A 20,226-nucleotide genomic window follows, 5' to 3' on the forward strand; every position below is an offset into this window, starting at 1 on the left:
GAAGATCAGTCTTCCTTGCGCTGTTTCTCAAGCATGTCCGGCTGCAGGATTTCAATCCAGTAGCCGTCCGGGTCTTTGATAAAGGCCAGGCCTTTCATCTTGCCGTCGTCCGGCTTTTTCACAAACTCCACACCGAGCTTTTCAAAGCGGTCGCAGGCGGCGTAAACGTCTGGCACCGCTACGCCGATGTGGCCGAAGCCCTGAGGTTCGTCGTTGCCATTGTGGTAGCCGAAGTCGTTGTCGTCTTCGGTGCCCCAGTTGTGGGTGAGCTCAAGCATGGCTTCGCGGCCGAAGGTGTAGGTGGTGCGGTGGGCATCGTCCTGCGGCACGAGGCCGGCCTGGCGATCATCCAGGTAGCCAAGGAAATACAGGGTGAACTTCATTTCGGGGAAGTCCAGTTTGCGAACGAGGCGCATGCCCATCACTCGGGTGTAGAAGTCCATGGAGCGCTCGGGTTCCTTGATGCGCATCATGGTCTGGTTGAAGACGTAACCTTCGGTTTCGGGAACGGTTTCTTCGTATAGGCCAGGGGCCTGTTCGAAATGCTTGGGCATGTTGGTTTTCCCTTTTTTTCGCAGGATTCAAAGGTTATACCTGTGTGCGTTTCAGGGGGATTTCAAGGGCGTGAAAAAAGACCCCGGGGCCAGAGACGAACCGCCGGGGTCTTGAGGGCCGGTTTTTTAGGCCGGCGTTTCTTCAGAGACGCTCTGAAGATCGGTGGCTGGCAGGGCCATGAGGGGGTTCTTTCTTCCGGGAATCCGAACTCGCTTCGCTCAGACAGTCGTTTCCCTGCAGAAAGAACCCCCTCACACCCCTGCCGACCGAACCTTTGGAGTGGCCCGCTTTCAGGCCAACTGGTGTTCTTCTCCTTCGTAATAAGCCTCTACCCTTGGGTTCATTACCCTCCGCCAGAGTGGGGGGAACATTGCCAGGACGATCATTGCGGAGTAGCCGGCCGGTAGTTGGGGAGCCACGTCGTGGTGGCGGAGGATCTGGTATCTGCGTTTGGCCCAGGCGTGGTGGTCGCTGTGGCGTTGGAGGTGGAACAGGAAGACGTTGGTGAGGAAGTAGTTGCTGTTCCAGCTGTGTTCGGGGCCGGTGCGTTCGTAGCGGCCGTTTTCGAGTTTTCTCCGGTGCAGGCCGTAGTGTTCGAGGTAGTTGACGATTTCCAGGAGGGTGAAGGCGATAAAGCTCTGGCCCAGGAAGAAGACGGCGCCGAGCCAGCCGAAGGCGATGGTGAAACCAGCCAGTGCCAGGGCGCTGATGCTGTACCACCAGATCAGTTCGTTGCGCCAGCTGAGGGCTTTGTGGCCTTTGCGTTGCAGGCGTTCGGCTTCCAGTTTCCAGGCATTCAGGAAGTTGCGCATGTAGGCCTGGGGCAAGAAGTTATACAGGGACTGGTTGTAGCGTGACGAGGAGGCATCTTCCGGGGTGGAGACGTGTACGTGGTGGCCGCGCAGGTGTTCGACTTTGAAACCGGCGTAGCAGACCAGTGACAGCAGGAAGCCGCCGGCCCGAGTTTCGAGTTTTTCGTCTTTGTGGATGAGTTCGTGGGCGACGTTGATGCCGAGGCCTCCGACGATGCCGATGGAGACGATCCAGCCAATACTGCCCACCAGGCTGAAGGTGCCGGACGCCAGTTCCAGCATGCTCCAGACCAGTAAGGCTGCAAAGCCTGCCACCCAGCCCAGGGTAATGGCTTTATAGAACCGTTCGCCGACCATCCGCGGCACGTCGGTTTCTTCATCCGGGTTCAGGGAATCCTTGCCGAGCAGCATGTCCAGTACCGGGATGATCCCGAACACGACCACGGGGACGCCCCAGGAAAACAGGTTCACCAGATCAGTGGCCTGGCCGGCGGCCAGCAGCAGAGGCGGCAGCAACAGGGGCACCATGGCGATCAGGTAGCTGTACTTCTTGAGGGTCAGCAATATCCTTCGGCGGGTGGCCTCGCGATTGACCGATAACTGCGTTGTGCTCATTGGGTTCTCTCCATCAAATGCTTGTTGGTGAAACTCTGATCACCTGTTGTTTTCTGCATTATTGTCCTACAGTACATCAGTCGTCAACATTTCTGGCGAGGTTTTTTGACAATTGTCAGGAAGCCCCGCCGAATCAAGGCGTTGTCGCTATCGCACTCCGAGGCTGTGATAAACTCATGCGCATATACTCTTCCGCCGGTCGGCTTACTGCAGCAGCCGACCGGTTTTTACGACCTGTCCAGAGAGCCTTTATGGATTTTCAGGTGCCGAACACACTGGCCGAGCAGATTGCCAATTACCTTGCAGAACGGATCATGACCGGGCAGATTCGTCCGGGTGAGCGGATTCAGGAGGCCACGCTCGCCGGTAAACTGAAGGTGAGCCGGGCATCGGTGAAGGAAGCCCTGTACACCCTGGAGCGCTGGCATCTGGTGGAGATCACGCCCCGTAAGGGCGCTTCGGCAACCCGGCTGGATGCGGCCCATGCTTCGGAGCTCTACGATGTTTATATGCACTTGCTGATGATGATGGCGGTGCGTTTGTGCGAGCGCTGGCAGGAACGCGACAAGCCTCTGGTGCTTGGGGCGGTGAGCAAGGTTGTTGACAAGATAAACGACGGATCTGCCGACATCTCCGGGGTGGTTGAGGCGAGTTTTGATGTGATGGATGCCTGTTGTGAGGTGGTGGGGAATCCGTATCTCACGGAGGCACTGTCGAATTTCAAGCCGGCGGTCAGTCGGGCCTATTATCTGAGTGCCGATCGGTATCGTCGAGGTTTGACGCAGACCAGTGAGTTTTTTGCCAATCTGCCGCAGGCGGTGCTGGCGCGGGATTCGGTTAAGGCGCAGGCGTTGATTCGGGAGTTTGCGGAGCACCAGAAGTCTCTCATTCACCAGGCTCTGACTTCTTAACCTCGACCCTGGAATCCATGGGGTTCGCCGCCAGCGACACTGGACACCCACCACACCCTACGCTGTAAACTGCCCGTCTCACTCTGACGGGCAGCCCATGACTGACTCCACGGACATCAACCATTCGAAGCGTGCCTCGGGAAAAAGGCTGGCGGTTTTCAGTCTGTTGTTTGTGGCGCTCACCGCTGCCGGGCTGTATGCCGTTTACCATCTGTTCGCCGAACGCACCCTTACCTTCGATACCAGGCTGATCGCTCCGGGAACCCTGTTATCGGTGGCTGGCCTTCTGCTGGTTTATTTCATCTCGGATGGCCTTCGGCTCTATTTTACCCTGAGAGCCCTGGGGCACCGGCTTCCCCTGCCGGCCATGGTGCGGCTGGTGTTTATCAATCTGTTCTTTTCCAACATCACGCCGATGGCCACCGGGGGCGGTTTCGCCCAGATCTGGTTTCTGAGCCACCATGGCGTTCCGATTGGGCGTGCGACGGCTGCGACCACGATCCGGACGATCCTGGCGGTGCTGTTCATATTTTCGCTGACGCCGGTATTCCTGCTCACGCTCAAACCCCTGGACGGCAATTCCATCACTGGCGATATCGGCACCGCTCTGGCAGTTCTGATTGTGTTGTACCTCGGCTTTTTCCTGGTTCTGCTGCTCCGGACCCGCTGGCTGATCGGCCCCCTGGCCCGGCTGCTGAGGGCCGCGCGTCGGCTCCATCTGATCAGTGAACCCCGCCATCGGCGCTGGCAGTTCAAGGCACGCCGGGAAATGCTGCGGCTGTCACGGAGCTTTGGTGATTACCTGCGTGGTGCTCCGGTGTTCGTCTGGCTGTCCATCCTGTTCACCGCCGTGTTTCTGCTTAGCCTGTTCAGCTTCCCGGCGCTGCTGATGCACAGCCTGGACTACAGTGTTGATTATGTGATGTCCGTGGGCCTGCTGGTTGTGACCACCTTCGTGATGTACTTCTCGCCCACGCCGGGCGCCTCAGGCATCTCGGAGGGTGTTTTCGGGAGCTTCTTCCGGGATATCCTCTCGGGAAACCACCTGATTCTGGTCATCGTCTGCTGGCGTCTGCTGACCATCTATCTGGGCATGATTATCGGGCTGGTGGTGCTACAGAAGGAACTTGTTGCCAATCGCAGGAGAGCCGGATGATCTTCCGAAACCCACTCAAGCTGCTGTTTTACCTCTGTCTTCTGGTGGTGTTTCTGCTGGTTGGCTACAAAACCTACCTGAATCTGTTCACGGAGGATTTCGAGGGGGTTCATACCGAGCAGGTAGAACGGATTTATCAGGCACTTGAACCCGGCGAGCCCTTCAGTTTCGCGGTGGTGGGCAATATCAATAATTCGGTGGGCATCTTCGAGGACCGCATCATCCCGGAGCTGAATCGATCCGGGCTGGATTTTCTGGTTTCGGCGGGGAACGCTGTCAGTGGTGGCGGCGAAGACAAGTACCGGGCACTCTACGGCACTCTGAGCCACCTGGAGATCCCCTATCTGCTGACCTTCGGTGCCCACGAGTACGAGGACTTTGGCAGTTTCCGTTTCTACGATCACTTCGGCCCGCACTTCTTCAGTATCGAAGCGGGCAATAGCCGGCTGATTTTTCTGGACAGCACCGGTAAAACTCCCTGGCGCTGGCAGATCCGCTGGCTGAAGGATTTGCTGGCCCAGGACACGTCGAAGGCGAGGATCTTGTTCATCGGGCACCCTCCCCTTCATCCGGACGAGAATGCCCCGTTCGACCAGAAGGATGATTACCTGGCGCCGCCCGAGTTCCGGGACGCCCTTCTACAGGCCATCGAGGAGCATGACGTTGACCGGGTATTTTCAGCCAACCTCTCGCTCTATTCGGAAAAGACGGTAGAAGACACCACCTTCGTTACCACGGGTGGCGCCGGTGGCCTGGTTATGAACAACGACACCAGTTTCTATCACTACGTGCAGGTGAATGTAGACTCAGATGGCGAGGTAACACACCGTCTGCAGCGACTGGAAGTGGGCCAGCACCCGGTTCTGAAGCGGCTGGAAAGTCTCTGGTTCTTTATCTACTCCCTGTTCTACACCGGTTACCTCAACTTTATTCTGATCGTCGCCGTGTTTGCGGCCATTGCGATCAAGCTGTACGGCGCCATTTTCATCGGCAAGGATTATTACCCGGACTACGACCTGGACCCCTCGCCCTGGCTGGACAAACCGATGCGGGTGGCCATGTTTACCAACAACTACCTGCCCTTCATCGGCGGGGTACCCATTTCCATTGAACGCCTGCGCCGGGGCCTGGAAGCGCTTGGCGATAAACTGCTGGTCGTGGCGCCCCGCTACAAGGGGCAGCCGGAAACCGAATCCCACGTTTTGCGAGTGCCCTCGCTACTGGCCATGGGCGAGAAGCGGGAATTCCGGCTGGCCAATATTTTCCTCGGGCGGATTCGCAAACGGGTTCGGGCGTTCAAGCCGGATATCATCCATCTGCACCATCCGTTCTGGCTGGGGTCGCTGGGCCTGTTCGTGGCTCGCACCCTGAATATCCCGGCCATATACACCTACCATACCCGCCTGGAGCATTACGCCCACTTCGTGCCGCTACCCGGCATGCTGTTCCGGAACCTGATTTCGCACGCGCTGATCAAACGCTTTGCCAACAAGTGCGACGGTGTGATCGTGCCTACCTACTCCACGGAGGAATATCTGCGGATGATCGGGGTTAAAACACCGACCTTCGTGCAGCCTACCGGCATTGAATATCACAAGTTCCAGGAGGTTCAGGAAAAGGACGTCGAGCAACTCCGGGAGAAGCTGAAGCTCAGGAATGAGAAAGTGTTTGTCAGTGTTTCCCGGCTCTCGAACGAGAAAAACATCGACTTCATGATTGAGGCCATTGATGCCCTGCGGCGGGAAACCCATGTGCCCTTCCGGTTCCTGATGATCGGCGATGGCCACCAAAAGGACCGCTTGCAGAAGAAGATCGAAGACCTGGGACTTCAACAACACTTCACCCTTGTTGGTGCCGTGCCGCCGGACGAAATGGCCACCTGGTACCGACTGGGGGATGCCTTCCTGTTCGCCTCCATCTCCGAAACCCAGGGCATGGTAATTCTGGAGGCGATGGCTGCCGGTTTGCCGGTCGTAGCGGTTCGCTCCAGTGGCATTGAAGACGTTGTCCGACACGGGTTCAACGGCTTCAAGACGCCGGAAAAACAGGACCAGTGGCGGGCGCAAGTCAAAAAGCTACTGGAAGACGACGATCTGCGTGAAAAACTCTCCGAACAGGCCCTGGAATTTGCCAGGGACTACTCAGTGGAGCAGTTCGCCCAAGACGTCCGCACCATCTACGCCACCACACTCGCCATGGCCGCGAAGAAACGAAAAGGCTCGATAATCCATCCTGAATAGGTGGGGTTACAGTTTTCCGCAGCGGCCTGATCGGGCTAGACTGAATTCACGTATTACAAAGACAGTTTTAGCTATCAGACCTGGTTAATTATCGGAGACTAACGTGAGCGGCATCCCCGTCGGAATCAGCACCTGCCTGCTGGGCAAGGAAGTTCGCCATGATGGCGGCCATAAACATTCCCGCTACTGCACCCAGGTGCTCTCGAAACACTTTGATTTCCGCTCCATCTGCCCGGAGCTGGAAGCGGGCCTGGGCGTTCCGCGCCCGGCGATCCACCTGCGCGAATACAGTGATGGCCTGCGCCTGATCGAGACCAAGGGCGCGGCGGACCATACCGACGCCATGCAGGGCTTTATCGAACAGGTGATGCCGACCCTGGCAGACCTTCGTGGTTACATCCTGATGGCCAAGTCCCCGAGCTGTGGCATGGAGCGGATCAAGGTACATAACGAGGATGGCAATGTAACCCGCCGGGATGGCCGGGGCATGTTTGCCGAGGCGCTGCTGAAGGCCTACCCTCTGATGCCGGTGGAAGAGGAAGGCCGACTGAACGACAACATGATCCGGGAGAATTTCGTTGAAAGAGTTTTCGCCTACGACGACTGGATGCAGAACGTGGCCGGAGACAAGCTCTCGGCCAGGGCGCTGATTGAATTCCATACCCGCCACAAATTCCAGCTTCTGGCTCACTCCGAAAAGATCTACCGCCAGCTTGGTCCGATGCTTGGAGACCTGAAGTCCGAGCCGTTGGAAGACATTGCCGAACGCTATATCCACCAGTTCATGGAGGCCATGAGCAAGAAGGTAAGCCGGGGTTCACACATGAACGCCATGCAGCATCTGATGGGCTACCTCAGGGATTCCATGGGCGATGAAGACCGCAAGGTGTTGATGGAGCAGATGGAGGCCTACCATCGTGGCGAGGTACCGCTGGTGGTTCCCATGACGCTGCTGCGTATGGCCCAAAGAAGGGAGCCGGTGGATTACCTGCATGCCCAGCAGTATTTGACGCCCTACCCAGATGAGCTGGGGCTGCGTAACAACGTCTGAAGATAAAGTTGGGGTCAGATGAAATTTTCATCTGACCCCGAATTCACGCAGTTAGAAACCGTAGAGCAGCGAGAGTGACGTTTCGGTGTCGGTGTTTTCGGAGCCGGCCGGAGCGTCAGACACGTGCTTGACCCGGAAAGCAGCCTTCATGGAGAGATTCCCCACCACGTTCGCCTGCAGCGATGTTTCCGATTCGGTCACCGTGTTGTTTTCGTCCAGGCCAACTTCGGTACTGAGCTTCTGACGGAACAGGGAATTTTCCGAAAGGGCGTAATCAAACTGGCCAGCAAGGCGGGCGATGGCCTCTTCCTCGGTATCCTCGCCTTCCGCATTCACCATATCCAGCTTGTTGTAGCGGTAACCGGCGCCTACTGAGAGGTCCAGAAACGAGCGATCTCCGGAGTTCCAGACCCGGTTGCCGTAACCCGTGGTTACGGTTGATTCGAAGTCGTAGCCGGAGAAGCGATCGTCTTCATAGGAGCCACGGAGAAACCAGTACCGGTTCTCGGCGAACTTGTAGTCGGTCTCCAGGGCGGCCTGATATTTCTCGGCAGTGGTTTCGTCTTCAGTCTCGGAATAGTTGGTGCGGAATTCGCCGGTGTTACGCCAGGTTTCGACTTCATGGACCAACCCCAGGCGACCCTTGATGTTGGTCTCTTCGGTAGTGCCCGAGGTGATCAACACACCCAGCTCGGTTTCGCCCTTCCAGTTGTCTGCCTCCTGCGCACTGGCAAAGGGCGCGATTGCAACTGCGGTAATGGCTACAGCCTGTCGTAAATCCATGAAGTCTCCTTTGGGGGTTGGTCAGGCGCCCTCGGTGCTCCTCGCCCTCTCGCCATCGAGGCTTTTCCGGGCCTGACGTTCTCTTTCAGCCTTTTTCCGGGCCTTGCGCTCGGCAATGATGCGCGCGGCTTCACCACCAACGTGGGCTTCGCCCCGCTCCTCTGCCAGACGCATCTGGCGTTCACGCTCGGCAAACCGGGCTTTCTGCTCTTCGGTCAGCGATTCGATGCACTGATGGCAGCTCACACCCTGTTCATATTCGGGGCGCTGCTTGTCTTCTTCGGTAATCGGCCTGCGGCAGGCATGGCACTGGTCGTAATCGCCACGCTCCAGCCGGTGGTTAACCGTTACCCGGTCATCAAAAACAAAGCACTCTCCGTGCCACAGGCTCTGCTCTTCCGGTACCTCTTCCAGGTATTTCAGGATGCCACCCTTGAGGTGATAGACCTCCTCGAAACCCTGCTCCTTCAGATACGCGGTGGATTTCTCGCAGCGGATTCCACCGGTACAGAACATCGCCACCTTCTTGTGCTTCGAAGGATCCAGGTTCTGTTTCACGTATTCCGGGAACTCCCGGAAGGTATCCGTGGCCGGATTGACGGCATTTTCAAAGGTGCCGATTTCCACTTCGTACTGGTTGCGGGTATCCACCAGCACCACATCCGGATCGGAAATCAGTTTGTTCCATTCTTTCGGATCCACATACGTGCCGACAATCCGCTTCGGATCAATACCGTCCACACCCATGGTGACGATCTCTTTCTTGAGCTTCACTTTGGTGCGTTTGAACGGCTGGATGTCCACAAAGGACTCTTTGTAATCAATGCCGTCGAACCGCTCGTCGCTGGCGATCCAGGCTTTCACGGCATCAATGCCTTCGCGGCTGCCGGCAATGGTACCGTTGATGCCTTCGCGCGCCAGCAGCAAAGTGCCATGCACGTCTTTATCAAGCATCAGATCCAGCAGCGGCTGGCGGAGGGATTTGTAATCGTTCAGGACTGCGAACTTGTACAGTGCGCAGACAACAACATTGTTGCTCATCATGTTCTCCTGCGGGCCGGACCGTAAATCCGGAGCATGGTTTAGAGGTTCATCTGAGGCGGGAGCCTGAGAGGGCGCAAATTTTAACCAACTCAGGCTCACGATCAAGTGCGGGGTTACCCGGGGTTCAACAGGTCACTCCGCCCCGTTGGCCAGTTCGCGCTCAACGACGGCGGAAAGTTGGCCCCAGCCGGGACGGGTCAGGCGGATGTTATCCACCAGAACCGTCGGCGTACTGGTTACCCGAAGCTGCATGGCCACTTGGCGGCTCTGCTCGACAGCTTCCCGGTGCAACTCGGTGGTCATGCACCGGCGGAAGCGCCGCTCTTCAAGGCCCAGAGCACCGGCGTAGCGGGTAAAGGTGGCAACCGGATCGTTCGAGCCGCTCCACTCGGTCTGGGAATCGTACAGGCGTTCGTGCATGGCCCAGTAGGCGTCCTGATCCCCGGCACAGCGTGCTGCCTGGGCGGCTGGCATGGCGTTCTGATGCTGCTGTAATGGCAGATCAAAGTAGACAAAGCGAACCTTGCCCTCAGCCACATACTCTTCCTTCAACTGCTTGCTGGCAGAGGCAAAGTTGCCGCAGGCGGGGCATTGATAGTCGGCAAACTCACGCACCACGACCGGTGCGTCGTCGGGACCCACGGAGACACCGAACTGGTCCAACTGGGCGGGGAAGTCCTCGGCATTCGGAGCGGCCACAGGCAGCCCGTCAGACGTTGGTTTTGGTGGAGCGGTCAGGAAAAATACGCCAAGAAGCACTGCCGCAAGCGCAAGCAGTCCGATACCCGCATACAAAAGCTTGTTTGATTTTCCTTTTTGGGGCGGCGGCGCACCGGTTTCCTTGCGACGTTTTGCTTCACCCATGGAGGGACTCCTTATTGTGTTTATGGTTTCCGGAATTAATTAGCTCGCGACCGTTTTCAGATCGAGCGTGGCACGCTAAGATCCTTTATATTCTACAAAAGTTCCAACAAAAATTAAGGAATCCTCATGCCATTGCCCGCTTCCCTGACAGACTCTCTCTCACTGCCCCTGGTGGCCGCACCCATGTTTCTGATCTCTGGGCCCGAACTGGCGCTCGCCTGCTGCAAGCAGGGCATCGTTGGCAGTTTCCCGGCTTTGAACCAACGCACCAGCGAGGGCTTTGAGGAGTGGCTCATCCAGATGAACGAAGAGCTGGCCGCTTACCGAAGCGCCAATCCGGAAGCAAAAACGGCGCCCTACGCCGTGAACCTGATCGTGCACCGGACCAATCCGCGCTGGCAGGCAGACCTGGAACTGTGTGTTAAACACAAGGTGCCCATTATCATCACCTCCCTGGGCGCCGCCAGCCAGGTGGTGGAGGCGGTGCACAGCTACGGCGGGGTGGTGTTCCATGACGTGACCAACCAGAAGCATGCCCGCAAGGCGGCCGAAGCCGGTGTGGACGGCATTATTGCCGTGGCAGCGGGTGCCGGTGGCCATGCGGGCACGATCAACCCGTTCGTTCTGGTGCATGAAATCCGGGAAGTCTTTGACGGCACGATTTTGCTGGCCGGGGGGCTATCCCATGGTGAGGATCTGCTGGCGGCCCAGGCCCTCGGTGCGGACCTGGCCTACCTGGGTACCCGTTTTATAAACACGTTCGAGTCCCAGGCCGATGAGGCCTACCGGAACATGATCATTGAGGCAGTGTCTGGCGACATTATTCATACGCCGGCGGTATCCGGTGTGCCCGCCAGTTTTATGCGCCAGAGCCTGGAAGCGGCCGGCTTCCCCATGGACGAACTGAACCAGGCCGGCGAGATCAACTACGGCGAAAAACTGAAGCCTATTGATGATGAAGCAAAGGCCTGGAAAACCGTGTGGTCCGCCGGCCAGGGGGTCAGCCAGATCCACGACGTGCTGTCCGTCTCGGAACTGGTGAGCCGTCTGACCGAGGAGTACAGAAACGCCCGGGAGCGCCTGTTATCGACAGGTTCCTAAACCTGGAACTGTGAGGCTTTATCCTTCAACGAGGTCAGTGTCCGGGCAATCTGGCCGCTGGCCTCGTCGGAGCGCTCAATGGCTTCCACCGTCTCTCGGGAGGAGCCTGCAATATCGCTCACGCTCACGCTGACCTCACTGGCATGCCGGCCCTGCTCTTCCGCCACGGATGAAATAGCCATGGCCCGATCCTGAAGGCTGCTGAGCAGCTGGTTGATCCGGTCGAAATGCTCGTCAGCCCGACGGAATTCCGACGACGACTCTGCAACCTGGCCTGACACTTCACCGATAGCGCTGACCGCCTGTTGGCTGCCCTTCTGCAAACGCTCAATGATGGACTGGATCTCCGTGGTGGACTCCTGGGTCCGGCTTGCCAGGGTGCGGACCTCATCGGCCACCACGGCGAAGCCCCGGCCGGATTCTCCTGCGCGGGCCGCCTCAATAGCGGCGTTGAGAGCCAGCAGGTTGGTTTGCTCTGCGATGGCACCGATCACCGACAGCACCGAACCGATTTCCTTGCTCTGGTGGTCCAGCTGATTAACCGCATCTACTGCCTGCTCAACGTTACGGACCACCTGATCCAGCCGGTTTCGCACATCCCGGGAAATACCGGCGGTGGCCTCGCTCTCGGAACTGACATTACTCACCGATCCGGCGATGTCCTGTATGTTCTCAGCCACCTCAGAGATGCTGCGGGACATGGCTTCCATGGTGCCAGACACCTCGGCTACGTCCTGCTCCTGACGATTCACCGCGGCCACGGCACTACGGCTTATGTCGCCCTGAGCCTGGGCCTGGCCGGCTGCCGATTCAGCGGACTCTTTCACGTCGGAGACCAGCTCCTGGATTCGTCCAATAAAGCGGTTCACGCCTTGCGCCATTTCCGTGAGCTCATCCTTGCCTTTCATGGAAACCCGGCGGGTGAGATCGGCCTCGCCATCGGCGATACCCCAGATCGCCGAGCTCAAACGGAAAACTCTGGGCAGCAAGCCTCCACCGAGCACCAGGGCCACCAGCAGGATCAGAACCACCACGGAACCGATTGCCAACATGCTCAAATTGGCGGAGAGGCTCGAGGCTTCGGTATTCAACGCCTCCACAGTGTTCTGGATTCTGGAGCGAGTGTCAGCGTCCATACTCGCCAACTGCTGCTGAAGGCGCTGGTTAACCTGCTCGGTTTCTGATTCGAGGGTGTCATGCAGCGCGTCGATGCTGCCGGTGATGGTAGTGCTGAATTCCTGCTCCAGAGCCGCCAGGTCCTGATTGATGCCTTCGAGCGACAGTCCCAGCTTCAGCTGACCAATGGCGGAACCCTGGGGAGCGATATCGGCAGTAATGATGACCACGTTGGGGTCGCGACTTGCCGCATCCAGGACCCGATTTGCCGCACCGCGACCTTCCCCCTGCTCCATTAAGGTGCGCACCCGGTCATCGGTGCGGTCCACATAACGGGTCAGGCGTTCACCGTACTGGTCGTAATACACGGCAAACAGAACCGATTCACGTGCGTCGGCCAGTTCGACAAGATCGGTGAGGCGCGGGACATCCCGATCCCAGATCAGCGGGGCCGCAACAGCGGCGAGGACGTCAGCCAGACCCTGGGCTTCCGCCATTACAGCGGTGCGAACGTTGCCGGCAACGCGTTCCTGCTGCGCCGTCTGCTGGCGGGTGAGTTCGGCGGAGAGTTCCTCGGTGGTCTTCTGCCGCATGGTCTCCAGGCGGGATCGGACATCCTCACGGGTATCACCGAAGGAGGCACTGACCTGCTGGCTGCTGGCCTCAAGGGCGGACCCTGCGGTGTCTACCAGGCGCTCTACCTGGCTGGAAATCAGCCACTGGCTGACCAGGACCTGAACCAGACCGGCAACGACCAGAACAACAAAAACCGGTCGGAGAAGGCGGCTAGAGATCAGCCGCCGGATAAAACTGAGTGACATACGGACTCCGCTAGCATGTGTGCTTCATGCATCCTGCACAGTCGGCAACAGCGTCCCTGCCTGGCGTGTCCGTATGTATAGCAAAACCCGGGCCGGAGTGGGCCGCATTTATGTACGGGTTTTGTAGTTAATCGTCATCGCTTTCTTCCAGATCGATTTCGTCGGCGATGAAGTTGTTCCCGTTCCTCGAATATTCAACTTCGAGAATCAAAAGCTCGCCATCATCAAAACGATCAATAATTTCACTTTGAGTATTACTGTCGTAAACCGCTGGTCCGGCATCGATCGATACACCGAGAACCGTGATGGTGCTCGGAGTGATGCTCGTAAGCTTTCCTTCAAGCTCGTAAAGATCTCGATCATCGAAATCTGCAATTTCGTCATCAACCTCCACCTTCAAAGCTTCGATAAATACATCTGCACCCTGCTCTTTCTCAATGCCCTCGACCTCCACTGTGGTCGAACCAATGGGGAGGGTCTGGAATGAGATACCAGAGCCGTCTTCGACAGTGAAGGCAGTCGTCGACGAAATCCGAACTTCAACACCGCCGACTAGGAAAGAGTTGTCAGCAGAGGAAGAAACTACTCCCTTCACTTTCGCATTGCCGTCCCGGATCTCAATTTCCTCCGCTTCAACAACCGTATCCGAGACGAACTGCCCTTCCACCTGTATCAGGAGCCCTTCGGTAAGCTCGTCGAGAGTAATGCTGTCATCCAGTTCGGTTGCATCTGTCACCCGAACGGTCAGACCTCCCATCGTAAACTCTCCCGGGCGTGAGCTGATACCGGAAGCGGTATAGGGCGCATCAATTATCGCGGTGAACTCGATATCGTCAGCACTGCTGCGACTGAAGCGTCGGGCGTCGTCCCGGTCAATGGTAGCGGCAGTCAACACGCTTCCTGACAGGGTTCCCTCTACCTCCAGGACAGCGCCGTTGATCAGGTTCGCCTCGGTCAGGTCTGATCCGAAACTGACGCTGTTCTCATCATATTCAACGGTGATCGTGCCAATCGTGAATTGATTCTGGGATATATCCACCGCTGACAATGTGCCTTCCAACTCGATACTAGTCAGATCCGGATTGATGACCGCGATGTAGCCGGCCCGATAGGAGCCATCGGCCTGACGCCAGGCGCTGACACGGACATGATCTGTGATAGAGGGTTCGCCAAGCAGTGTGGCGTAAGTTGTGCCGCGAACCACCGTCTGGCGATCAACCCGCACGGATTGCCCCATCACTGAAAGGGTCACGAATTCACCGGCACCACTTGGATCGGCGGTCACTAGGTCTACCGGACCCCGCAATGTATCGTCGTAACTGAGCTTCTCGGCCGTGCCTTCGCCATCATCAAACCACTCGCCTTCAACCCTGAGAATCATTCCTTCACTCAGAAGGCCTTCAGCAGTGATGCCGTCATTGCTTTCCACTTCCCGATTCGGAATGTCATCGGTGCTGAATTCAACGCCATTAACAAAAACACTTCCGAATCCGGAAACCGGACCAACGCTGGACCCGGTGCCCCGGATACCACCATCGGCAACATCAAGGCCTCCGCCAGCGCCACCGCAGGCGGAGATCGCCCCGAAGACCACTGTGCCGGCTGCCAGCCCAATAACACGATTGCAGAAGTGCCGTTTCATAACCTTTATCTCCGTAACCGGCGTTCCTGGCCGGCATCTGTCATATCGCTTGTTTAAAGCGCCTGCGGAAACTTTTTTATTCCCCACCCCGGCCGCCTTTTCCGGCGGGCTCTTCAAAGAAGAAGATGCTCACGCCGGTTCGGACGGGCTCACCGGATACACTTTCAGGCTCTTGACCGGATATATCCCGATCATGGGGACCAAGCCACTTGTCCAGTTCTTCCAGAAGAGACTGGGAACGTTCGGCTGCGTGCCTGCGCCAGCGCTCCATCACTTCCGGAGGGATATTGTTGTAGGTCAGGGTTCTCTGGAACAGAGGTGGCTGCCCGGACTCGTCACTGACCAGATTGTGATCAATGGTTGCGATGAGATCCGATACGTCTTCACCGAAAATCTGCAGCATTTCCTCGCTGTCTCCTGCCGGGACAAAGGCCCTTTGCTGCAGGACCAGGCGGCCAGATTCCCCCTCCACGGAAACCACCCCCACCCGAAGCAGTTCATCCAGCACGGAACGGGGCGGCATGTCGCCACTGTAGCGTTTGACCAGCTCGCTGAAGCTTGCAGGCCCGTCGAAAGCCAGCATTGCAGGCTCTCCGTCCTTGGCCTGAAACACCGCATCGTGGACCCAGCCCGATACCACCCGGGACGCCCGGTTGGTATGAAGCACGTCGCGGCTCCCAGCATCCTCCCCTGCCAGGATCTCCCGCTGGCGTTTGACTTCCTTTCGGGTCAGCCCGGTCATTACTGCAGCCCGTGAGTCCGTGGGCTTTCTCCGGTCGTCGGTGAAGTCCTCCAGGGCGGCTTCCACGTAGGCACGTTTAACCAGCTCGGAGAACTCACCGAAAGGAATACCATTGCGCAACAGCAACCTCGCCAGAGGGCGCAGAATGCGAAACAGCGCTTGATGCAGGGGGTTGGGCTTTTTCATGTTTGGGATTGTATTCCCATAGCGACTTCGAAAGCCAGGATGCGGGCCGACAACTGTCCGACCCGCACCTTCGGCTCACTGATCAATCATCATTGCTGCCATTGCCGTCGTCACTATCGTCATCGACTTCGACGTTGTCGGTGAGCTCATACTCGCCACCGCTGGTCTGGCGATACTCGATTTCCACTTCATCACCAACCTGGGCGCCGGACAGGCTGTAGCCATTTCGGAGCACCTCAAGATTCATGATGGTGATGGAATCGGCTCCGATGGCACTCACCCGTGCCTCAAGCTCAAAATCGTCATCGTCATCGTCATCCTCACGCTCGATGCTGATGGCCTCGAGGAATCCGCCTTCACTGCTCTGCTGGCGACCTTCAATTTCGAGATAGTCACCCACCTGCAGGCTCTGGATATCCTGGACGCGACTGCGAAGGCCATCTTCGTCATCGTCGTCGTCATCAATCAGGGTGTTGCCGGTCAGCTGAACCCGGACGCCACTGACGACCATGGTTTCATTGGTCAGATCAAGAGACTCGATGCGACCATCCAGCTCGGCATCGGAATCCCGGCCTTCGATCTCTTCAGCCACCAGGACGCCATTGCGGAAATCCCCTTCCACTTTCACGAACAGGCCATCCGCAAGGCTGCTTTCGCGGAGATCGTCGAACTCGGTGCCCCCATCAATCTGGACGCGCACCCCATTTACCGAGAACTGTCCGCTGGCGGCGTCATAGTCATAAATGCTTCCGGAGATTTCGACATCGTCATCATCGTCGAAGAGGTCATCCTCATCATCGATTTCCTCGGCCAAGATGGTGTTGCCGTTCAGCGTCCCTTCCACTTCGACAGCGATTCCGTTTGCCAGGTCATCGAGGGAGAAATCATCGTCTCCTACCGCACTGGTGTAATCGATAATAAAACCGTTGATGGTGAAGGTCTGGGCGCTTGTGTCCAGATCGGCAACAACGCCTTCGATTTCTACTTCGTTGTTGTCATCGAATTCCAGGCCAATGGCCCGGGCACCAACAAAGCTTGCCCGGAAGCTGCCATCCTCAAGACGCCAGGCGCTGACCCTTACGCGATATCCCTGGGGGTTGCCAGCCAGGGTCGTCGGAGTCACGCCACGAAAGACAGTTTTGCCGTCCAATGCGATAGTCTGGCCCAGCATCGTGAGACTTCCGGTGCGGGTTACATCGTCCCAGCTCATACCGGAAATCGGTCCGCGCAGGGTATCGTCGTAACTGACCCTGTCGGCCCGGCCCTGGCCACGGTCATCCCAGTCGCCCTTAATTTTAAGGATCATGCCCTTTTCGAGCTGGTCCTCACGCTCCAGACCATCGTCGCTGCTAACGCTGCCATCGGTCCCAAAGCGAGTACCGTTAACGTAAACACTGCCGAAGCCCGATACCGCCCCGACACTGGTACCGGATGAGGTGCCACTGGTAGAGGTGTCTCCGGAGCCTCCGCCGCCACAAGCGGCAAGGGCACCGGCCAGAGCTCCCGTCATGGCCAGCTTCACTGCGATTGCTAAAGGTTTGCGATTCATCGTCCTTCTCCAGGCTTGTTATTGCGTCCGCGGGCGACCGCGTTTAAACACCCGATCTTAAATTGGGATATTTTTCCCAATCTTGTATTTGGGAATTTAATCCCATTTTTTGCGCCTGTCCAGTTTTTGATCATGAAAATTTTGTGAACTTTATGGAGCGGGAAACGTAAATCTTTGAACAGTCAGCCAAAACAGGTTCATTACTATGCTGGGATTTTTGAAAGGCGATCCGAGGAAAAAACTGCAGAAGGAATACGAGGCGAAGCTCGCCAAAGCACTGGATGCCCAGCGCAACGGCGATCTGAGAACCCATGGAACCCTCATGGAGGAGGCAGAAAAGATCTACGCCGAGATCCAGGCGCTGGACGAAAAGAAATAAGCGGGGGGAGCGTTTACTCCCCCATCAATTGCCGGATGCGGTGATTGAGACGGGCCACTTCCCGACGCATTTCCTCCACCTCATCGAGCAGTTCCAGAGACATGGCCAGGCCGGGCAGATTCATTTTCAGGTCCCTCTGTAATCTCTGCGCTTTGCGCAATCGGCTCAGGGCAGCGACATCGAACTCCCATTGCCGTGCCTCCGGGTAATCTTCCAGCGGGGCAATGATCCCGTAGTCCACCAGTTTTATGACAAACTCGGCATGGCACTCGCCACGCTCGCATATTTCACGCAGGGTGAAGGTGCTGCCATCCTGGTCGACCACCTCTACCGTCAAAATATGATCCTGCTTGCTCATACCTTACTCCCGCTTACACGTGAAGCTTGCTGCGTGGATTGAAGTTTTTCTCTGCCTCGGCCAGTTGCTCGTAGAGCTTCTCGGCCTCGGCGCTGTGTTTCTCGGGCATGGTGATCTGCAGAATGACAATCTGATCACCCGGATGCTTGCCCGGGAACCCCTTGCCCTTGAGCCGCAGCTTCCGGCCACTGGTGGAGCCCTTCGGCACTTTCACATTTACCTTTGAGCCTACGGTTGGCACGGTCACCGTTGCCCCCAGAGCCGCTTCCCACGGCGCTATCGGCACAGTAACCATGACATCCCGGCCCTCCACGGAAAAATGTGGATGCGGCGCAAACTCGACTTCAATGAACAGATCGCCCGGCTCAGCACCGCCCACACCCGGCGAACCCTGGCCTTTGAGGCGGATGTGCTGGCCTTCGCGCATGCCGGCGGGGATCTTCACTTTCAGGGTCTTTTGCCGGGGAATCACCCGGCCATGTTCATCGGCCTCATGTACCGCAAAAGAAACCTGCTTTTCACAGCCGTGAAACGCTTCTTCGAGGAACAGGGCGAGCCTCGCATGCACATCCTCACCGCGCATTCTCATGTTCTGGCGGAAACCGCCACCACCGTAGCCCCCGGAGAAACCGCCCTGGCGACCACCTCCGAATATCTCCTCGAAGAAGTCGCTGAACTGGCGCGCGTCGGCATCGGTATAACCTCCGCCACCGAAACCGGCACCGCTTTGCCAGCCCGGAGGCGGCTCGAAAGAACCATCCGCCCTGGCGCCGTATTTACGCAGCTGGTCGTACTCCGCGCGCTTCTCGGGATCTTTCAGTACTTCGTAGGCTTCACCCACTTCCTTGAATTTGGTGTCGGCGTCCTCTTCCTTACTGACATCCGGATGGTATTTCCGTGCCAGCTTTCGGTAGGCTTTTTTTATCTCCTCGGCGGAGGCAGACTCACTCACACCGAGCACGGCGTAATAGTCTTTGAAGTCCATCAGGATCCTCACCACTGGTTATTCTGCTGGGCGTACGCCCGCTTACTAACCACTATATTTGATGAGATTGGGGAAATTACAAGGGGAAGGTCGTTCGTACTTGAGGTGGGTCAGGCATTTGGGGCGGAGATCCGCCCCAAATGAATAACATAACTTACTTAACTTTCGGATCCAGCTCACCGGAGGCGTAACGCTCGAACATGCGCTCAAGGTTCACCGGCTTGATCTTGCTGGCGTTGCCGGCACAACCAAAGGCTTCGTAACGCGCCACGCATACGTCGGTCATGGCCTTCATGGTTTCCTTGAGGAATTTGCGCGGGTCGAACTCGGCCGGGTTTTCAGCCAGGAAGCGACGGACCGCGCCGGTGCTGGCCAGGCGCAGGTCGGTGTCGATGTTGACCTTGCGCACGCCGTGCTTGATGCCCTCTACGATTTCCTCGACCGGTACGCCGTAGGTTTCCGGGATCTCACCACCGTATTCGTTGATGATCTTCAGCCACTCCTGGGGTACGGAGCTGGAGCCGTGCATAACCAGGTGGGTATCCGGGATGCGGGCATGGATGGCTTTGATCTGGTCGATGGCCAGGATGTCGCCTGTGGGCGGACGGGTAAACTTGTAAGCACCGTGGCTGGTGCCGATGGCGATGGCCAGGGCGTCAACATGGGTTTTCTTGACGAAGTCCGCCGCTTCTTCCGGGTCGGTCAGCATCTGGCTGTGGTCCAGGGTGCCTTCGGCGCCGATGCCGTCTTCTTCACCGGCCTGGCCGGTTTCCAGGGAACCCAGGCAACCCAGCTCGCCTTCTACGGAGACGCCACAGGCGTGGGCCATTTCAACGGTGCGACGGGTTACGTCGACGTTGTAGTCGTATTCGGTGGGGGTTTTACCGTCTTCACCCAGGGAGCCGTCCATCATCACGGAGCTGAAGCCCAACTGGATGGAGCGCTGGCACACGGAGGGGCTGGTGCCATGATCCTGGTGCATGACCACCGGGATGTGCGGGAATTCTTCGATGGCCGCCAGGATCAGGTGGCGCAGGAAGGGGGCGCCAGCGTATTTGCGGGCACCGGCGGAAGCCTGGACAATCACCGGGGAGTCGGTTTTGTCGGCGGCTTCCATGATGGCGCGCATCTGTTCCAGGTTGTTGACGTTAAAGGCTGGCACACCGTAACCATGCTCGGCGGCGTGATCCAGCATTTGCCGCATCGAAATCAGGGCCATGGGTCGTCTCCTTCATTTGGACTATGGGTAGTTGAATTCTGTTTCTGTGCAGGACTCCTCTGGTCTGGCCTGGGAGTCTGCTGCGGCAGGTGGGGGA

The 20,226-nt window shown here is 57.6% G+C and carries 18 protein-coding genes; 6 read left to right on the forward strand and 12 right to left on the reverse strand.

Translation table 11 applies throughout. The features are described 5' to 3' along the window. Positions 1-5: 5 nt before the first annotated feature. Together gloA and BM035_RS11635 are read right to left on the reverse strand one after the other, a co-directional pair. Entirely contained in the window at positions 6-554 is a 549-nt protein-coding gene (gene gloA / locus BM035_RS11630; RefSeq protein WP_008175256.1) for a lactoylglutathione lyase, read from the reverse strand. Positions 555-845: 291 nt separating this feature from the next. After that, on the reverse strand, positions 846-1,982 hold the full coding sequence (locus BM035_RS11635; protein ID WP_008175258.1) for an alkane 1-monooxygenase: 1,137 nt from the start codon (positions 1,980-1,982) through the stop codon (positions 846-848). A gap of 251 nt (positions 1,983-2,233) precedes the next feature. Between BM035_RS11635 and BM035_RS11640 the strand changes: the two genes are divergently transcribed. The 4 genes from BM035_RS11640 (at position 2,234) to BM035_RS11655 (ending at position 7,340) form a co-directional block, all read left to right on the forward strand. Beyond that, positions 2,234-2,893 (forward strand): GntR family transcriptional regulator, encoded by a 660-nt coding sequence (locus BM035_RS11640; RefSeq protein WP_008175260.1) that lies wholly within the window; start codon positions 2,234-2,236, stop codon positions 2,891-2,893. A 97-nt stretch (positions 2,894-2,990) separates the two neighbouring features. After that, positions 2,991-4,049, forward strand: a complete 1,059-nt coding sequence (locus BM035_RS11645) for a lysylphosphatidylglycerol synthase transmembrane domain-containing protein (protein ID WP_008175262.1) — start codon at positions 2,991-2,993, stop codon at positions 4,047-4,049. Then, positions 4,046-6,289 (forward strand): glycosyltransferase, encoded by a 2,244-nt coding sequence (locus BM035_RS11650; RefSeq protein WP_008175264.1) that lies wholly within the window; start codon positions 4,046-4,048, stop codon positions 6,287-6,289. The genes BM035_RS11645 and BM035_RS11650 overlap by 4 nt, the downstream gene beginning before the upstream one ends. A 103-nt stretch (positions 6,290-6,392) precedes the next feature. After that, the gene (locus tag BM035_RS11655) at positions 6,393-7,340 is read left to right on the forward strand and encodes a YbgA family protein (RefSeq protein WP_008175265.1); all 948 of its coding nucleotides are present in this window, start codon (positions 6,393-6,395) and stop codon (positions 7,338-7,340) included. 51 nt (positions 7,341-7,391) lie between these two features. On the opposite strand, the gene BM035_RS11660 is transcribed toward BM035_RS11655, so the two are convergent. The 3 genes from BM035_RS11660 to BM035_RS11670 form a co-directional block, all read right to left on the reverse strand. After that, positions 7,392-8,123 (reverse strand): DUF481 domain-containing protein, encoded by a 732-nt coding sequence (locus BM035_RS11660; protein ID WP_008175266.1) that lies wholly within the window; start codon positions 8,121-8,123, stop codon positions 7,392-7,394. Between the two features lie 21 nt (positions 8,124-8,144). After that, positions 8,145-9,164 carry an oxygen-dependent tRNA uridine(34) hydroxylase TrhO gene (gene trhO / locus BM035_RS11665; protein WP_008175267.1) on the reverse strand — a complete coding sequence of 340 codons (1,020 nt, stop codon included), beginning with the start codon at positions 9,162-9,164 and terminating at the stop codon, positions 8,145-8,147. Positions 9,165-9,299: 135 nt separating this feature from the next. After that, the gene (locus BM035_RS11670; RefSeq protein WP_008175268.1) at positions 9,300-10,031 is read right to left on the reverse strand and encodes a DsbA family protein; all 732 of its coding nucleotides are present in this window, start codon (positions 10,029-10,031) and stop codon (positions 9,300-9,302) included. A gap of 126 nt (positions 10,032-10,157) precedes the next feature. Here BM035_RS11670 and BM035_RS11675 point away from each other — a divergent pair, with 126 nt between their 5' ends. Further along, positions 10,158-11,132 (forward strand): NAD(P)H-dependent flavin oxidoreductase, encoded by a 975-nt coding sequence (locus BM035_RS11675; protein WP_008175269.1) that lies wholly within the window; start codon positions 10,158-10,160, stop codon positions 11,130-11,132. Here BM035_RS11675 and BM035_RS11680 read toward each other — a convergent pair. The 4 genes from BM035_RS11680 to BM035_RS11695 form a co-directional block, all read right to left on the reverse strand. Next, positions 11,129-13,069, reverse strand: coding sequence for a methyl-accepting chemotaxis protein (locus BM035_RS11680; protein ID WP_008175270.1), 1,941 nt, complete (start codon positions 13,067-13,069; stop codon positions 11,129-11,131). The genes BM035_RS11675 and BM035_RS11680 overlap by 4 nt on opposite strands. 127 nt (positions 13,070-13,196) lie before the next feature. Next, entirely contained in the window at positions 13,197-14,711 is a 1,515-nt protein-coding gene (locus BM035_RS11685; RefSeq protein WP_008175271.1) for a DUF5666 domain-containing protein, read from the reverse strand. Positions 14,712-14,787: 76 nt separating this feature from the next. Beyond that, the gene (locus tag BM035_RS11690) at positions 14,788-15,639 is read right to left on the reverse strand and encodes a DUF6502 family protein (RefSeq protein ID WP_092031976.1); all 852 of its coding nucleotides are present in this window, start codon (positions 15,637-15,639) and stop codon (positions 14,788-14,790) included. 82 nt (positions 15,640-15,721) lie between these two features. After that, positions 15,722-17,188 carry a DUF5666 domain-containing protein gene (locus BM035_RS11695; RefSeq protein ID WP_092031978.1) on the reverse strand — a complete coding sequence of 489 codons (1,467 nt, stop codon included), beginning with the start codon at positions 17,186-17,188 and terminating at the stop codon, positions 15,722-15,724. Between the two features lie 205 nt (positions 17,189-17,393). On the opposite strand from BM035_RS11695, the gene BM035_RS22330 reads away from it, so the two are divergent. Further along, positions 17,394-17,567 carry a DUF6435 family protein gene (locus BM035_RS22330; protein ID WP_104270694.1) on the forward strand — a complete coding sequence of 58 codons (174 nt, stop codon included), beginning with the start codon at positions 17,394-17,396 and terminating at the stop codon, positions 17,565-17,567. A 13-nt stretch (positions 17,568-17,580) separates the two neighbouring features. On the opposite strand, the gene BM035_RS11700 is transcribed toward BM035_RS22330, so the two are convergent. The 3 genes from BM035_RS11700 to fba all read right to left on the reverse strand — a co-directional run bounded on the left by BM035_RS11700 (position 17,581) and on the right by fba (position 20,129). Continuing rightward, positions 17,581-17,925 carry a chaperone modulator CbpM gene (locus BM035_RS11700; RefSeq protein ID WP_053112922.1) on the reverse strand — a complete coding sequence of 115 codons (345 nt, stop codon included), beginning with the start codon at positions 17,923-17,925 and terminating at the stop codon, positions 17,581-17,583. 13 nt (positions 17,926-17,938) lie between these two features. Further along, positions 17,939-18,910, reverse strand: coding sequence for a DnaJ C-terminal domain-containing protein (locus BM035_RS11705; RefSeq protein ID WP_092031981.1), 972 nt, complete (start codon positions 18,908-18,910; stop codon positions 17,939-17,941). A 154-nt stretch (positions 18,911-19,064) separates the two neighbouring features. Then, positions 19,065-20,129 carry a class II fructose-bisphosphate aldolase gene (fba, locus tag BM035_RS11710; RefSeq protein ID WP_092031984.1) on the reverse strand — a complete coding sequence of 355 codons (1,065 nt, stop codon included), beginning with the start codon at positions 20,127-20,129 and terminating at the stop codon, positions 19,065-19,067. Between the last annotated feature and the right edge of the window lie 97 nt (positions 20,130-20,226).

The sequence above is a fragment of the Marinobacter sp. DSM 26671 genome, from assembly GCF_900112835.1.
GTDB lineage: Bacteria > Pseudomonadota > Gammaproteobacteria > Pseudomonadales > Oleiphilaceae > Marinobacter > Marinobacter flavimaris.

Bases quoted from the DNA above. Each gene is read 5' to 3' on its own strand.
- BM035_RS11670 (WP_008175268.1), bottom strand. From the start codon at position 10,031: ATGGGTGAAGCAAAACGTCGCAAGGAAACCGGTGCGCCGCCGCCCCAA.
- BM035_RS11640 (WP_008175260.1), top strand. From the start codon at position 2,234: ATGGATTTTCAGGTGCCGAACACACTGGCCGAGCAGATTGCCAATTAC.
- BM035_RS11645 (WP_008175262.1), top strand. From the start codon at position 2,991: ATGACTGACTCCACGGACATCAACCATTCGAAGCGTGCCTCGGGAAAA.
- trhO (WP_008175267.1), bottom strand. From the start codon at position 9,164: ATGAGCAACAATGTTGTTGTCTGCGCACTGTACAAGTTCGCAGTCCTG.
- BM035_RS11675 (WP_008175269.1), top strand. From the start codon at position 10,158: ATGCCATTGCCCGCTTCCCTGACAGACTCTCTCTCACTGCCCCTGGTG.
- BM035_RS11660 (WP_008175266.1), bottom strand. From the start codon at position 8,123: ATGGATTTACGACAGGCTGTAGCCATTACCGCAGTTGCAATCGCGCCC.
- BM035_RS11700 (WP_053112922.1), bottom strand. From the start codon at position 17,925: ATGAGCAAGCAGGATCATATTTTGACGGTAGAGGTGGTCGACCAGGAT.
- fba (WP_092031984.1), bottom strand. From the start codon at position 20,129: ATGGCCCTGATTTCGATGCGGCAAATGCTGGATCACGCCGCCGAGCAT.
- gloA (WP_008175256.1), bottom strand. From the start codon at position 554: ATGCCCAAGCATTTCGAACAGGCCCCTGGCCTATACGAAGAAACCGTT.
- BM035_RS11695 (WP_092031978.1), bottom strand. From the start codon at position 17,188: ATGAATCGCAAACCTTTAGCAATCGCAGTGAAGCTGGCCATGACGGGA.
- BM035_RS11705 (WP_092031981.1), bottom strand. From the start codon at position 18,910: ATGGACTTCAAAGACTATTACGCCGTGCTCGGTGTGAGTGAGTCTGCC.
- BM035_RS11635 (WP_008175258.1), bottom strand. From the start codon at position 1,982: ATGAGCACAACGCAGTTATCGGTCAATCGCGAGGCCACCCGCCGAAGG.
- BM035_RS22330 (WP_104270694.1), top strand. From the start codon at position 17,394: ATGCTGGGATTTTTGAAAGGCGATCCGAGGAAAAAACTGCAGAAGGAA.
- BM035_RS11650 (WP_008175264.1), top strand. From the start codon at position 4,046: ATGATCTTCCGAAACCCACTCAAGCTGCTGTTTTACCTCTGTCTTCTG.
- BM035_RS11680 (WP_008175270.1), bottom strand. From the start codon at position 13,069: ATGTCACTCAGTTTTATCCGGCGGCTGATCTCTAGCCGCCTTCTCCGA.
- BM035_RS11685 (WP_008175271.1), bottom strand. From the start codon at position 14,711: ATGAAACGGCACTTCTGCAATCGTGTTATTGGGCTGGCAGCCGGCACA.
- BM035_RS11690 (WP_092031976.1), bottom strand. From the start codon at position 15,639: ATGAAAAAGCCCAACCCCCTGCATCAAGCGCTGTTTCGCATTCTGCGC.